The organism is Hyalangium ruber (assembly GCF_034259325.1).
GTDB lineage: Bacteria > Myxococcota > Myxococcia > Myxococcales > Myxococcaceae > Hyalangium_A > Hyalangium_A rubrum.
In genome coordinates this window covers 117319-131236 of sequence record NZ_JAXIVS010000023.1, presented here as the reverse complement: position 1 = coordinate 131236, position 13918 = coordinate 117319, and the positions used below count along the sequence as shown (strand labels likewise).

Here is a 13918-nt window from a genome sequence, read left to right as displayed (position 1 = left end):
CCACCAAGCGCTGGATGGCCAGCCAGCGCCGATGCTCCAACTCTTCGGGCGAGCCTCGACTTCGCATCCTGCCAAGCTACCCTGGCTCTTCCGCGCGGACATTACTTTCCTGAGACGCTATAGCGCGACGTCGGGAAGCCTCACGCCCCTGAGGACCAGCTGGTGGCCGATTGTGCTGGCCCGCTGGCCATCACCTTCACCGGGATGACGGGGTGCGCGTGAGAGATGATGAAGCCGACGACGAGCTTGCGGCGGGCCTCGGCTGCATAGAACTCGGGGCTGCCCATGTCACCTCGCTTGCTGTGTGTGTTGTTCCCTACGGAGCCCGGGCTTGCGGCGATTCGTATAGCGTGACGTCCACCTCGGCGTACCTCATGCACGCCCGATCGAGCGCCGACAGCCCCTGCTCCCGCGTGCCCCACCATCCTCCTTGGTAGAGCGGCGTGGCGAGTGTCCTGATGCCCCAGTTGAAGGAATAAATGAGCGCGTTCTCGTACCCCCGCTCGAGGTAGAGCGCGTTGTTGTGGTGGTTGAAGAAGGAGATGAAGACGGCGTAGCGGAATTCGACTTCGGGCACAGCCTTCAGGCTCACCACGCGGGCGCTACCGGCATGAAGAGGGAACTTCGCCTCGTGGAGGATGCGCTCCCACTCGCGCTCGTCGTCGATCCGCTCTTGGAGCCGGCGGCCGGTGCTGCCGATGAGCCGCGGGTGGTCTCCGTCGACGGCGATGAGGATGGCGTCCTCTCCCCAAGCAGGAGAGGAGGAGGCGAGAGCGGGGAAGGAGGCAGGGGCCAGAAGGGAGCGGATGAAGCAGAGGAGGCCGCGAGTGGACTTTTGCCGAGTTGCTGAGGAGGACGTTGGACTTCGACGTGTTGGCCTGCGTGAGGTGTGGAGGCAGGCTTAAGGGTGTTGGCGGGCCGTGAAGGGAGCCCGAGGGGTGCGCGCGATTGTGAAGCCCCTGGGCCTTGCCACTGCAGGTGCGAGGCGAGCCCCTGCGCGAGGGCCACATAAGGCAGCGTGGTGTTGAGGCGCTCAAGACACCCCACAGGCCGAGCACAGGCTCTTGCTGCGCCCTGAGGGGAGGGGGGCCTGGGCAGCAGTGTGCCCGATGGGGGTGCTCGGCCCCCTACATGGGCCTGGCACACAGCTCGGGCGGCTCCCGTCCGCGGCCCTCCTCGGCCCCTCCGCTCCAGCCCTCACCTTCAGCCGGCCTCCCATTTTTCTGATGCTCCGACGGCACCACCGCGAGCTGTTCAAGCGGCAAGCGCTCGAACTGCCCTTGCGTGCCATCTATCCGCCTGCTAGACACTGAACCACATGGTTCAGTATGCAAATGCCGGCCTCGATGCTTCGTTCGCCGCGCTCTCCGACGCCACCCGACGCGGTGTTCTGGAGCAGCTCGGGCGTGCGGAGGCCTCGATCACGGACCTCGCCGAGAAGTTCAACATGACCCTCACGGGCATGAAGAAGCACGTCGGTGTCCTGGAGCGGGCCGGGCTCGTGAGCACGGAGAAGGTCGGGCGCGTGCGGACCTGCAAGATCGGCCCGCGCCGACTGGAGGAAGAGATGGCATGGCTCGAGAGGTACCGCCAGCTCTGGGACGCACGCTTCGACGAGTTGGACAAGGTTGTCGAGGAATTGAAACGGAAGGAGCAGGTCGATGGACGCAAGAAGAGAGAGTGAGCCCACACCCATGAAGAACCGCACGACTGTGGAACGGAAGTCCGAGCGTGAGATCGTCGTCACGCGAACTTTCAATGCTCCGGCACGCATCGTGTTCGAGGCGTGGACAAAGCCCGAGCTGTTCAAGAAGTGGTGGGTGCCGAAGTCGATGGGAATGACCCTGGTTTCCTGCGAGATGGATGTTCGTACCGGGGGTAAGTACCGTCTGGTGTTCGGCCAAGGGATGGCGTTCTTCGGGAGTTACACCGAAGTGACACCGCACTCGCGCCTCGTCTGGACCAATGAGGAAGGGGGTGACAATGGGTCCGTCACCACGGTGACCTTCGAGGAAAAAGGGGGCAAGACGCTGCTGGTCCTGAGCGAGCTCTACCCCTCGAAGGAAGCGCTCGACGCTGCCGGCACCGGGGCGCAGGATGCGCTGGTCGAGACGTTCCAGCAACTGGACGAGCTTCTCGTCACCCTGGGCGCGAGCGCAGGACAGGCATGAAGTCCTCGTTGATCGCGGAGACGAGGGCCAACGCCTGAGCCGTGACGCTGGCGACGAGGAGGGAGCTCAGCGCCACCGAGCTCCCGCGCCAGGAGGCCTGCGCCAGCGTCGGCAGGCTTCCAACCGGGGAGTGTCAGGCGGGGACGTAGGTCAGCCGGATCACCTGCGCGCCGATCCGTTCGCTGTCCACGCGGTGAACCCGCCGCTGGACGTGCGGTCGAACCTGAACGGCACGTTCACGTACATGACGGTGATGCCGAAGCAGACGAACATCCTCGTCGTCGCCACCGGCACGCCGGCGATCCAGTGGCCTTCGGGAGGGGGCGTTGGGCCCGTGCTGGTCCCCAACGTCCACCTACGCATGGTGCTCGACTCCGAGTGGAAGAGTGGCACCGCCTATTACGGGCACGGGAGCCCGTGATGCCGGCTCCAGAACATGCGGGAGAGGGTCCCTGGGCCTTCAATACGCTTGAGCCCGCGCGCCGCGCAGCCTGCCCGGGTGGGTAGGCAGGGGAGCGCTCAGGTCTTGCCTTCGTCGACGATGGTCTGGGTCGTGGTCTCCAGCCAGCGGCGGGTGGAGGCCAGTCGCGCCCCGGAGAGCGATTGGATGGGCAGCAGCTTCCAACCGGTGAGGAAGCCGGTCCACAGCATGTTGAGCCGCGCCGCACGGCCCTCGCCATCCGGAGGTCCCAGCCACCTGGCCAACGGGGTGATGACCTTCTTCTGGAGGAACTCGACGCTCGCCGCGTGCGCCTCGGGGTCTGCCGCCGAGAGGATCATCATCGCCAGCGGGCCCGGTGCGTCCGGCGAGTCGAAGAAGATTCCCACGACGTCCACGCCGAAGCGGCGCCGGTCTCCATGGAGCAACGGGGTGATGTCGATCACCTCCAAGGTCGCCCGGAACAGCCCCATCTTCGAGCCGAAGTAGCGGCCGACGAGCGCGGAGTTCACCCCGGCGAGCTCCGCCACCTCGCGCACGCCGGTCTGGGCGAAGCCCCGGGTGGAGAACAGCGTTCGCGCGGCGGTGAGGATCGCGGCGCGCGTGCGCTCGGCATCGCGCTGGCGCGTCTCTCGCTTGGGTTCGGTCGGATCAGGCATGTACACGGTCGTTTACTTACGACAGGGATTGGGCTAAGTCCAGCGATGTACACAGCCGTGTACATACGCGGCGACTGTCGGCTCGAAAGGATGTGTGCGGATGACTGCGTCGAAGAAGGATGAGGGCTCTTTCTCTCCGGAAGCGTTGAAGGAGAAGTACCGGCTCGAGCGCGAGAAGCGGCTCCGAGCTGACGGCAACGCCCAGTACCGCGACTTCAGCGGCATCTACGAGGACTTCGACAAGGACCCCTACGTCGAGCCCGGCTTCACCCGCCCGGCACTGACGGAGAAGATCGACGTGCTGATCGTCGGCGGTGGCTTTGGCGGCATGTTGACGGCGGTGCGGCTGCGCCAGGCGGGAGTGGAGTCCTTCCGCATCGTGGACAAGGCGGGCGACTTCGGCGGCACCTGGTACTGGAACCGCTATCCGGGCGCCGCCTGCGACGTGGAGTCCTATATCTACATGCCGCTGCTCGAAGAGACCGGCTACATGCCCACGGAGAAGTACGCCAAGGCGCCGGAGATCTTCGCCCACTGCCAGCGGATCGGCCGGCAGTTCGACCTCTACAAGGCGGCGCTGTTCCAGACCCAGGTCGAGCAGCTGGATTGGGACGAGGCCGCCCGGCGCTGGAACATCACCACCCACCGAGGAGACCGGCTCGCGGCGCGGTTCGTGGTCATCGCTGGCGGCGTGATGCACAAGGCGAAGCTGCCCGGCATCCCGGGGATCGAGACCTTCAAGGGCCACAGCTTCCACACGAGCCGGTGGGACTACGCCTATACCGGCGGCGGTCCCAAGGGCGGGATGAGCCGGCTGGCCGACAAGCGCGTGGGCATCATCGGCACGGGCGCGACGGCGGTTCAGGCGATCCCCCACCTCGGGGCTTCGGCCAGGCAGTTGTACGTCTTCCAGCGCACGCCCTCGGGCGTCGGTGTGCGGAACAACCGTCCCACGGACGAGGCCTGGGTGAAGACGCTCGGGCCCGGCTGGCAGGAGGAGCGCATCCGCAACTTCACCGCGCTCGTCTCCGGTCGCGAGCAGGACGTCGACCTGGTGGGGGACGGTTGGACCTATATCTTCGATGATGTCGCGAGCCGCCTGGCGAAGACCCCCGAGGAGGCGGCCGAGCTCCGCCAGCTGGCCGACTTCCGCAAGATGGAGGAGATCCGCGCGCGGGTGGCGGCCATCGTCAAGGATCCGGTGACGGCCGAGGCGCTCAAGCCCTACTACAACCAGATGTGCAAGCGGCCCTGCTTCCACGACGAGTACCTGGAGACGTTCAACCGCCCCAACGTCCAACTCGTGGATACCGATGGCAAGGGTGTGGAGCGCATCACGCCTACGAGCGTGGTGGTGAAGGGCCAGGAGTACGAGGTCGACTGCCTGGTCTATGCCTCGGGCTTCGAGGTCGCGAGCGAGTACACCCGTCGCCTGGGCTTCGACATTCGCGGGCGCGGCGGCAAGGCCCTGCGTGACAGCTGGGCCAATGGCCCGGCGACGCTCCACGGCATGCACAGCCGCGGTTATCCGAACCTCTTGATGTTCAGCCCGACGCAGAGCGGGTGGGCGATCAACTTCGTTCACATCCTCGGTGAGCAGGCGCGGCACGCCGCTTACATCATCGAGCGGTGCTTGAAGCGGGGCGTCGAGGCGATCGAACCGTCGGAGCAGGCGCAGGAGCAGTGGTGGGCGGAGATTGTCAGCCGCCTCCACAAGGGCATCTCCTTCGGCGGTGTCGACTGCACACCCGGCTACCTCAACAACGAGGGCGTCCGGCCACCCCCGAGCGCGATTCGCTACGCCTCTTTCGGAGGCGACACGCTCGCGTTCATCGACGTCCTGCGGAGATGGCGCAACACCGACGAGCTCTCGGGCCTGGAGCTCACCCGTGGCGGAGAGGCTTCCAACCCATGATGACGCGACTGCTCTCCAAGGCTTTGGCGGCCGGGATGCTGATGGTGGGCGGCCAAGCCCTCTCCGCTCCTCCTCCTGCTTACCGACAGGAGGTGGTGGTGGCCGGCTCTCCCTTCCAGGGTGTCCATGGGCTGGCCCTCGATGGCAAGGGGCACCTGTTGGCCAGCAATCTGCTCGGCCAGTCGGTCCACTCCATCGACTTGAGCACCGGTGCAGTGAGCACCCTGGTGGGGCCTCCGCTGGGCGGCGCGGATGATGTGGCCCTGGGCCCGGATGGCTCCATCTACTGGACCGGTTACTTCTCCGGCCGGTTGATGCGGCGCACTCCGGATGGAAAGACGCGCGTCCTCGCCAAGGATCTGCCGGGCCTCAACTCGCTGGCCTTCCGCCGCGACGGCAGGCTCTACTTCACCCAGCTCGGCCGGGGCGATGCGCTGTGGGAAATGGATCCGAACGGGCGCAAGCCACCTCGCCAGCTCCGCACCGGGCTCGGGTTCCTCAACGGCTTCGAGTTCGGCACGGACGATCGGTTGTACGGGCCGCTCCTGCTCAAGGGGCAGATTGTCCGCATGGACGTGGATACGGGGACCACCGAGGTCGTGGCGGAGGGCTTCGGGATGCCGGTCGCCGTCAACTTCGACGCGAGCCGCGAGAATCTCTACGTGGCGGACTCGGTGCGGGGCGAGCTGGTCCGCGTCCGGGTGGCCACGGGAGCCAAGGAGGTCGTCGCCAAGCTTCCCACCGGACTCGACAACCTTACGGTGGGGCCCGATGACCAGGTGTATGTGTCCAACATGGTGGACAACGACATCCGTGTGGTCACTCCCGCGGATGGCTCCATCCGGCCCGTTGTCGAGGCGCGCCTGAGCGTGCCTTCCGGACTCGCCGTCGCGCCGGATGATCCGAGCGAGAGCCTGTATGTGGCGGATGTGTATGCCCTTCGCCGCGTGGGAGGGCGTGATGGGAAGATCGCCCAGACGACTCGAGTCCTCTCCTCCCGGATGACCTTCCCGATGAACGTGAGCCTGGGCGCCACGCATGTGGTGCTGAGCAGTGCCTACCTGGGGAGCGTGCAGGTCCTGGATCGAACCTCCGGAGAGGTGTTGCGGACGATCCCCAACACGAATGGCGTGCAGGGCGTGCTCGAACTCGCCGATGGCACGCTGCTGCTCGCCGAGGCCACCACGGGCCGGCTCGTCCGGGTGGATACCGCCGAGCCCGCAGGGACGACGGTGCTGACCGAGGGACTGAAGGGGCCGGTGGGACTCGTGGCCGACACGGAGGCGAAGGAGCCAGGCGTGTACGTCACGGAGGTGGGCTCGGGGCAGGTGACGCGGGTGCGCCTGTCGGATGGCGCCCGGCGCCCGGTGGCCAAGGGTCTGAAGGCACCGGAGGGCATCGCCCGGCATCCCGACGGCGGATTGATCGTCGCCGAGGTGGGCCGCAAGCAGTTGGTGCGCATCGACCCGGCCACGGGACGCTCCACCGTCATCGCGAAGGGCCTGCGCATCGGCCTGCCCGAGAGCGAGGGCCTGCCGCCAGGGTACGTCCCCACGGGCGTCGCAGTAGGCGGCTCGGGGACCCTCTACCTGTCGTCCGATATCGAGAGCGCCATCTATCGTTTCGTCCCCCCACCCGGGAGCGCACAGCCGAAGTGAGGGCGCACCTGCCGCACGGGAACTGCACACTGGAGGTCTTCACCGCGAGGTTCGGCAAGGTCCGTCTCCGGCACGCACGGTATGGTGCCGGCCGCCGCGTCGTCCCGACGCAGAGCGCCAGGAGGGATCTCGATGAGAAGACTCATTGTGTCCGAGTTCGTGTCGTTGGACGGCGTCATGCAGGCGCCGGGCGGCAAGGACGAAGATCGTGACGGAGGATTCGAGCACGGCGGATGGACGATGCCCTACTGGCACGACGACATCGGCAAGACCTTCCAGGAGCTCATGCAGAACATGGACGCGCTGCTCCTGGGCCGACGCACGTACGTGACGCACGCCGAAGCCTTCGAGCCGATGCCCCCGGGAGATCCCTTCGGCGACATGATGAACGCTCCGAAGAAATACGTCGTCTCGCGGACGCTCGAGAAGCCGATCTGGCGGGACACGACCATCATCCGTGAGAACCCGATGGAGTTCGTGCGAGGGCTGAAGGCCCAGCCTGGCCGCGACATCTTGACCGACGGCAGCAGTCAGCTCGTACACGCGTTGCTCGCCCACGATCTGGTGGACGAGCTGCACCTGCTCCTCTATCCCCTGACCCTGGGCGGCGGGAAACGCGTGATGCCGGACGGCGTGCATGCGACGTTCAGCCTGAAGTCCGCGAAGCCGTATCCGAGCGGTGTGGTGGGGCTCCACTACGTGCGTCAACGCGGATGAGGGGCGAGCACCGCGCTCGCCCCAGCTTCATTTCTTCCGGGCCGTGGAGGCGCTGGGCGGCACCACCATGACGTCACATGGAACTTCCCGGAGGACGTCTCCGGCGACAGTCCCGAGGAGCGCGTGCGCGACTCCCTCGTAGCCATGCGTTCCGAGCACCAGGAGGTCCGTTCGGAGCGCGGCGACGGTCTCCGGGATGAGGGTTCTCGGTGAGCCGTATCGCACGTGGGTCTTGAAGGAAGGCACGTCGTCCGGGGAGGGCTTGAGCTCCGCCAACGCGGTGGCGACGAGCTGTGCCACATCGTGCAGGGCCTTCTGCCGATAGTGGTTCCGGTACCCCTGGCCCTGGTTCGGAGAGAGGCTCGGATAGATCAGCCCCTGGTGGGGCAAGTCGTAGGCGTGGACGAGGTCGATCTGACGAGCTGAAGGCGCAAGCGCGCGAAGCGCCAGGGCGAGAACATCATGGGCCACCGGGTCCGTATCCAGTGCGAGCAGTGGCCGGTGATAGGGCGCGCGCGCTGGCTGGCGAACCACCAGGACCGGAAGCTGTCCCTTCCGGATGACGCGTTCGGCCGTCGAGCCGAGGAAGAGTTCGCGCAGCGCGCGGCCTCCCCCTCGGCCCATCACGATCAAGTCAGCCCTGACCGCGTGGGCCTGCCTGGCGATCTGAGCCGCGGCCGAGCCCACCTTCACGAGCTGCTTGACGACAACGCCCTTGGGTACCAGGTGGGCAACGCGCTTCGCCGCCGCGGCGAGTGCCTTTTGCGCATCGCCCTCTGCGCTCAGCCGCGCTGCTCGCGGCAGTCCCTGAGGGACTACGTGAAGCAGCGTGAGGTGCGCGCCCTCCGCCAGGGGAAGCAGCGCGGCTCGCCCGATGACCTTGCTCGAGGCGGTGGAGAGATCGATGGGGATGAGCAGCGAACGAAACATTTTTGGCTCCTTATCCGTGCCGCGTGAGCGGCCATGCCAGGGGCACGGCGAACGTCAGCAGCACGATCATCAACACAGTGAGGGGTGTCCCCACGCGGAGGAAGTCCAGGAAGCGGTAGCGCCCGGGGCCGTACACCAATGCGGCGGACGGCTCCAGGGGTGTGAGGAACGAGCACGATGCGGCAAGGCACGTTCCCATGGCGAACGCCCGGGGATCGAGCCCCATGTCCATCGCGGCATGGATTCCGACCGGCAGCATGATCAACGCAGCGGCCTGATTGCTCATGGGCACGGAGAGCAGGACGGTGACGATCATGAGTACGCAGAGCACCCCGCGTGGCCCGATGATGCCCACCAGGGGGATGACTCCCCGCGCAAGGAACTCTCCCGCGCCGCTCTGTTCCACCGCCAGCCCCAGGGCCAGCAGCGCGCCGATCATGATGACGACCCGCCAATCCACGCGGAACGCCGTACGAGCATCGACGCAGCCCGTCGCCACCATGGCCACCATTCCCGCCAGCCCCGCGATGGCGGGTGAGGTGATTCGCAGCCCCGCGATGATGACGGTGCTGGCGAAGATGACCACGGCCAGCACGGCGCGCCGGTAGCGCGGCCGCTGATACTCGACACTGCCGAGCACCGTCAGCTCCTCGTCCCGTGCGAGCTCACGGACACGCCTCTCGGGCCCGCCGAGCAGCAGCATGTCGCCCACCGACAGGGAGAGGTTCTTCAGGGCCTCCCCGCCGGCCAGGCTCCCCATCAGGTTCAGATGTTGGTCGACGTTCTGGAGCGTGGGGTGGCGGTGGATGGCCAACGCCACGAGCCCGTAGCGCTCCGCGAAGCGAATGTCGCGCAAGGACCTGCCGGCCAGGGCCGACGTGGGCGGCACGGACACCTCGACGAGGGTATGCGCCTGGCGGTGGCCCTCGGGAATCCGAAAGTCAGCCCTGAGACCGATGCTGCGCAGATCCTTCACGCGCAGGATGTCCGCCAGGCTGCCCGCGATGATGAGGTGCTCCTGGGCCCCGAGGACCTCCCGAGGGTCGGGAGGCAGCATGGCCCCATCGCGTACGATTCCCCGCACGGGGACTCCCAGCCCCTCGGTGATGTAGCGCAGCGCTCGCCCCGCGAGCCGGGAGCCGGGGGTGAGCGCCGCCTCGGTCACGTATTCACGTTGGAGCACCGCCCCCATGTCCCGGTCCGCCTTGCGCGCTGGGAGAAGCCACCGCACGAGGAGCAGCGTCACGAGGACTCCGGCTGCCGCGAGGGGGAGCCCCACCGGCGCGAGCTCGGCGAAGCCAATGGGCTCGAGTCCGCGTTGCTCCATCGCCGCGCTGACGACGAGGTTGGTGGACGTGCCGAACAGGAAGATGGTGCCCCCCAGCATGGAAGTGAACGCCAGGGGCATCAACAGCCTGCGCGAGGCCACCTTCGTCTGCGCGGACGCGGCCGTCGCGACAGGGAGGAACGCCGCCGTCACCGCCGTGTTCGAGGCGACGGAGGAGAATGCGCAGACGGCCACCAGCAGCATGACGACGAAGGCCTGTGGGCTGAACCGCGCGAGGAAGAGCAACCGCCGGCCCACGAGCTGCATCACCCCGGTCGTGCTGAGCCCCTGCGTCAGCGCCAGGAGCGCGAAGATGAAGATGGCCGTCTCGCTCGAAAACCCGGAGAGGGCCTCCTTCGGCGTCAAGAGGCCGCTCAGCACCAGCAGCACGACGATGGCGAGGGAGCTCACCTCGATGGGGATGCGATCGATGGAGAGGAGGACGATGGCGATGAGCACCACGCCCAGCGCGAGGGTAATGGTCATGGCTGCACGGTGGGGAAGTGAGAAGTGGAAGTACTGAGTCGAACCGCGGGACTCAGGGATGAGCGAGGCGAGCGTGCGCCTGGCTCGGAACAACGCTTCGGGGCCGCCGTGTCGCTCCGGGGCGTGGGTAGAACCGGGAGCGACGGTGAACCGAGCGACGAAGGGAGGCCTGGGTCCCTCGCGCCTCTTCCTCGGCAGCCATCCGCTGGAGGCGATGGATGCGCGCGTCGAGGGAGCGCCCTTCGAGCCTGGGGGCCGTGAAGGGGGTGCCCGCCTCGGCGTCAGAGAACGGAGCGCTCCCGCTGGCACGCTCCTTCAACCGTGTCAGCAAGGTCGCGAGGCCCCGGGCTTCTCCCAGCAGTCGGGCAGCGGCCCTGTCCGCGGCGAAGTCCCGCTCGGGCGGAGTCCCCATCCGATGGAGCCACACGCGTCCCTCGTGAGAGCGGAGCGCGCCTCGCGTCAGCACGGCGAGCGTGGCAACGAGCGTGGCTCGGCGCGTGTGGCCCCGCGCGATATGCGCGAGTTCGTGCGCGACCATGGCGCGGAGCTCTGCCTCATCGAGCCCGTCGAGCGCGGCGCTCGTCAGGATGATGCGGGCGGAGTGGGGACCCATGCCGAGGGAGAAGGCATTGGGCTGCGAGCGCCGCACCACGTAGAGGCGGGGAGAGGGAATCCTCGCGGCGATGCTGAGGTGTGCCACCAGTGTGTGCAACCGTGGCGCCTCCTCGAAGTGGAGCCGGCGCGCGCCCTGTCGTCGAACCACGAAGGAGTCGATGCGTGTGTAGAGCCAACGCGCCAGCCCGAGCAGGGAGGCCGTGAACAAAGCGAGCGTGGACAGAGCCCACATGGACGAGCTCCTTTCTGGCGAGGGGATTGTGGAAACGGGCGGATGCGCCACTGCTCAGCAGTGAGCGCGGTTTCCAAGAAAGGCCACGACCTCGGTACGCACCTGTCGCCCGGCTCCCGAGAGCCCACTGCGACTCAGAGATGTGGCGATGGGGAAGGTACACATGGCTCTATCGGCTCAACACCGAGCACGTCCCCCATCATCCCGGCAGCCCCGGCCGGGAATGTGCGCAGCCCGACGTGAGGAGAGCCCTGGGGGCAGGGGGCGGCCCCGCGACATGGGCTTGACTCATGCGGAGGTAACACGCATGGAATGAGGATGTCCTCTCCACTGCCACCAGGAACCCCTGTGTCCGGGAGAATGCTCTCCCTCGCCTTCGTTGCCGTCGTGGGGAGCTTCCTCGTGACGAACCTCATCGTTCAGCGCTCTTCCGCGGCGGTCGGGACGCTCTCCGAGGACATCATCTACAACTCGGCCCCGAGCATCGAGCACCTGACGCTCGTGCGCAGGTCCGTTCTGGAGGCCGAGCTGCTGCTCTCGCGGTTCATTCATGAGCCCTCGCGCCGTCCCGAGCTGGGCGCTTCCCTGGAGGCTGCCTTGGCTCGGGTGAAGGAGGGCGCCAACGCATACTTGACCCTTTCCTCCTTCGCGGGCGAGCAGGCGGTGCGAATGGACGTGCATGAGTCCTGGCTGCGCTTCGACAATGCCGTCAAACATGCGCGCGCGGCCGTGGAGTCCAACGCGAGCGCTGAGGCGAGTTCGCTGTTCGTGCAGGAGGTTGAACCGGCGGGCCGGCACATCCTCGAGGATGTCACTCGCGGCATCGAATACAACGCCGTCCGCGGCCGCGAGCTGGCGGCGAGCATTCGTGAAACTCGCCGCGACAACATGTGGCTCGCCAATGGCCTCAACGCGGTCTGCGGCCTCCTGGCCGTGGTCGTGGCGTGGTTGCTCCATCGCGAGGCACGGACGCGTCGCGCGCTCTTCGACGCACACTCGAAGTTCCTCGAGGAGCGGGCCGCGGAGCTGGAGCAGTTCGCGGGCCGTGTCGCCCACGACATCCGGAACCCACTCTCCGCGGCCCGCATGGCGGCCGAGCTTGCGATGCGAAAGAGCACGGAGGCGCCGGCGCGTGAGTCCGTCACCCGGATCATCCGGAGTCTCTCGCGAGCGGATGCGATTACGGGCGCGCTCCTGGACTTCGCTCGCTCCGGAGCCCGGCCGGACCCGGGCGCTCGGACCGAGCCCCGGGCGGTCATCGCGGATATGCTGGGTGGCTTCGCGGGCGAAGCGGAGCAGGTTGGCATCAGCCTTCAGTGTGAGCCTGTGCCTCCGGTGCTCGTCTCGTGCAGCACGGGGGTCTACCTGAGCCTGCTGGGCAATCTGGTCCGCAACGCCATCAAGTACATGGGAGATGCGGAGATGCGGCGTGTCACCGTTCGAGTGAAGGAGGAGGGGAACTTCATTCGAACGGAGGTGAGCGATACGGGACCGGGGATCGCCTCGGCGAATCTGGCCTCCTTGTTCGAGCCCTACTTCCGTGGACAAGGCGTCAGTGCCGAGGGGCTCGGATTGGGCCTGGCGACAGTGAAGAAGCTGGCCGAAGGGCACGGCGGTCGAGTCGGCGTCACGTCCGAGCGTGGACAGGGAAGCACCTTCTGGTTCGAGCTTCGGCGGGCGGGGTCCTCCTGGGAGCCCACGTTGGGAGCACGGCAGCCGGAGCTGCATCACTGAGGATGAATGCTTGGAGTGGAAGGAGGGCGCCAACCGCAAGGCCGAGGGGACAGGGGGTTGTTGACCCCTCCATGGCCAGGGAACGAGAATGGGCAATCCCTCTATGGAACTGCTCACCCGTCTGAAGAAGAGCGTACGGCATCGCGCCTCGTACAAGATCTCCGAGCCGCTCTCGAAGTTGCTGAGCGTGACGGGCTTCGGGCAGTACGGGCCCGGTCCCAAGCTCACGGACCCCGAGCCGGTGCGTCGGGCCAACATCCCCGTCGAGGACGCGCGGTTCGAGCTCGAGGACGTGCGCCGCTTCTGGGAGGACCTCTCGAGCCGCAGCGAGCGGATCCGCCAGTGCTGCCAGCAGCAGCCCATCTGGGAGAAGGTTCCCCAGTACTACTTCACCTGGAAGCAGCTCCAGCACCTGCTGTCGCGGGAAGAGTCCGTCTTCGTCGACATCGCCTCCACGCAGGACAGCCCCTACTTCGAGCTGCTCCGCCTGCTGGCACGCGCGCGGCACCGCTACCGGCAGGACCTCATCTTCGAGCCGGGGGTCCACGGGGACCGAATTGGAGGCTCGGCCGCCGCGCTGCCGCTGGAGGACCGCTCGGTGGATGCGATGACGCTCCACTGCTCCTTCGAGCACTTCGAGGGGGAGGCGGACACCGGCTTCATCCGGGAGGTCGGACGCGTGCTGCGGCCCGGAGGCCGGGTGTGCATCGTCCCCCTGTACCTGGGCCAGTACGCCTTCACCATGTGTGACCCCGCCTGGGGCTACGACATCCGCCCGGATGCGGGCTCCCGGGTTCACCTCTTCCCGCGCTGGGGCGAGAGGCATGGGCGGTTCTACAGCGCCGACACCCTGCGCGAGAGGGTGTTCTCTCCGGCGCTGGCGGCGGGGCTCTCGCCCAAGGTGGTGCATTTCAGCAACGTGCTGGAGCTCAGCCCGAGCTGCTACACCCACTTCGGGCTGATCCTCGACAAGCCGGCCTGAGCGGCGGTCTCAAGCGGGAAGCGAGAAAATAGAACTCCTTGAATAATCTGGAA

15 protein-coding genes are annotated in these 13918 nt (G+C 67.1%); 9 read left to right on the top strand and 6 right to left on the bottom strand.

The genetic code is table 11. The annotated features are described in order from the left end of the window. Positions 1 to 140: 140 nt before the first annotated feature. Positions 141 to 287, bottom strand: a complete 147-nt coding sequence (locus tag SYV04_RS40965; protein ID WP_321551541.1) for a hypothetical protein — start codon at positions 285 to 287, stop codon at positions 141 to 143. 29 nt (positions 288 to 316) lie between these two features. Beyond that, positions 317 to 577, bottom strand: coding sequence for a hypothetical protein (locus SYV04_RS40960; RefSeq protein ID WP_321551540.1), 261 nt, complete (start codon positions 575 to 577; stop codon positions 317 to 319). Positions 578 to 610: 33 nt separating this feature from the next. Here SYV04_RS40960 and SYV04_RS40955 point away from each other — a divergent pair, with 33 nt between their 5' ends. The 4 genes from SYV04_RS40955 to SYV04_RS40940 all read left to right on the top strand — a co-directional run bounded on the left by SYV04_RS40955 (position 611) and on the right by SYV04_RS40940 (position 2592). Then, a complete protein-coding gene (locus tag SYV04_RS40955; protein WP_321551539.1) occupies positions 611 to 850 on the top strand; it encodes a hypothetical protein in 240 nt (79 codons plus the stop codon). A gap of 468 nt (positions 851 to 1318) precedes the next feature. Beyond that, positions 1319 to 1684, top strand: a complete 366-nt coding sequence (locus SYV04_RS40950; RefSeq protein WP_321551538.1) for an ArsR/SmtB family transcription factor — start codon at positions 1319 to 1321, stop codon at positions 1682 to 1684. 10 nt (positions 1685 to 1694) lie between these two features. Next, the gene (locus SYV04_RS40945; RefSeq protein ID WP_321551537.1) at positions 1695 to 2171 is read left to right on the top strand and encodes an SRPBCC family protein; all 477 of its coding nucleotides are present in this window, start codon (positions 1695 to 1697) and stop codon (positions 2169 to 2171) included. 130 nt (positions 2172 to 2301) lie between these two features. Next, a complete protein-coding gene (locus SYV04_RS40940; RefSeq protein ID WP_321551536.1) occupies positions 2302 to 2592 on the top strand; it encodes a DUF1842 domain-containing protein in 291 nt (96 codons plus the stop codon). A 98-nt stretch (positions 2593 to 2690) separates the two neighbouring features. On the opposite strand, the gene SYV04_RS40935 is transcribed toward SYV04_RS40940, so the two are convergent. Next, positions 2691 to 3269: a TetR/AcrR family transcriptional regulator gene (locus SYV04_RS40935; protein WP_321551535.1), complete on the bottom strand. Its 579-nt coding sequence runs from the start codon at positions 3267 to 3269 to the stop codon at positions 2691 to 2693. Between the two features lie 100 nt (positions 3270 to 3369). On the opposite strand from SYV04_RS40935, the gene SYV04_RS40930 reads away from it, so the two are divergent. The 3 genes from SYV04_RS40930 to SYV04_RS40920 all read left to right on the top strand — a co-directional run bounded on the left by SYV04_RS40930 (position 3370) and on the right by SYV04_RS40920 (position 7559). Further along, positions 3370 to 5184 (top strand): flavin-containing monooxygenase, encoded by a 1815-nt coding sequence (locus SYV04_RS40930; protein WP_321551534.1) that lies wholly within the window; start codon positions 3370 to 3372, stop codon positions 5182 to 5184. After that, complete coding sequence (locus SYV04_RS40925; protein ID WP_321551533.1) at positions 5181 to 6842, top strand: SMP-30/gluconolactonase/LRE family protein; 1662 nt, start codon at positions 5181 to 5183, stop codon at positions 6840 to 6842. Before SYV04_RS40930 ends, SYV04_RS40925 begins: the two co-directional genes overlap by 4 nt. Positions 6843 to 6974: 132 nt before the next feature. Next, entirely contained in the window at positions 6975 to 7559 is a 585-nt protein-coding gene (locus SYV04_RS40920; RefSeq protein WP_321551532.1) for a dihydrofolate reductase family protein, read from the top strand. 27 nt (positions 7560 to 7586) lie between these two features. Here the strand turns inward: SYV04_RS40920 and SYV04_RS40915 are convergent, their stop codons facing one another. The 3 genes from SYV04_RS40915 to SYV04_RS40905 are packed head-to-tail and all read right to left on the bottom strand — an operon-like array spanning position 7587 to position 11149. Beyond that, the gene (locus tag SYV04_RS40915; RefSeq protein WP_321551531.1) at positions 7587 to 8489 is read right to left on the bottom strand and encodes a universal stress protein; all 903 of its coding nucleotides are present in this window, start codon (positions 8487 to 8489) and stop codon (positions 7587 to 7589) included. A 10-nt stretch (positions 8490 to 8499) separates the two neighbouring features. Further along, entirely contained in the window at positions 8500 to 10302 is a 1803-nt protein-coding gene (locus SYV04_RS40910; protein WP_321551530.1) for an SLC13 family permease, read from the bottom strand. 52 nt (positions 10303 to 10354) lie between these two features. Beyond that, the gene (locus SYV04_RS40905) at positions 10355 to 11149 is read right to left on the bottom strand and encodes a M48 family metalloprotease (RefSeq protein ID WP_321551529.1); all 795 of its coding nucleotides are present in this window, start codon (positions 11147 to 11149) and stop codon (positions 10355 to 10357) included. A 360-nt stretch (positions 11150 to 11509) separates the two neighbouring features. Here SYV04_RS40905 and SYV04_RS40900 point away from each other — a divergent pair, with 360 nt between their 5' ends. After that, the gene (locus SYV04_RS40900) at positions 11510 to 12883 is read left to right on the top strand and encodes a sensor histidine kinase (protein WP_321551528.1); all 1374 of its coding nucleotides are present in this window, start codon (positions 11510 to 11512) and stop codon (positions 12881 to 12883) included. An 88-nt stretch (positions 12884 to 12971) separates the two neighbouring features. Beyond that, on the top strand, positions 12972 to 13865 hold the full coding sequence (locus SYV04_RS40895; protein WP_321551527.1) for a class I SAM-dependent methyltransferase: 894 nt from the start codon (positions 12972 to 12974) through the stop codon (positions 13863 to 13865). The last annotated feature ends 53 nt before the right edge of the window (positions 13866 to 13918 follow it).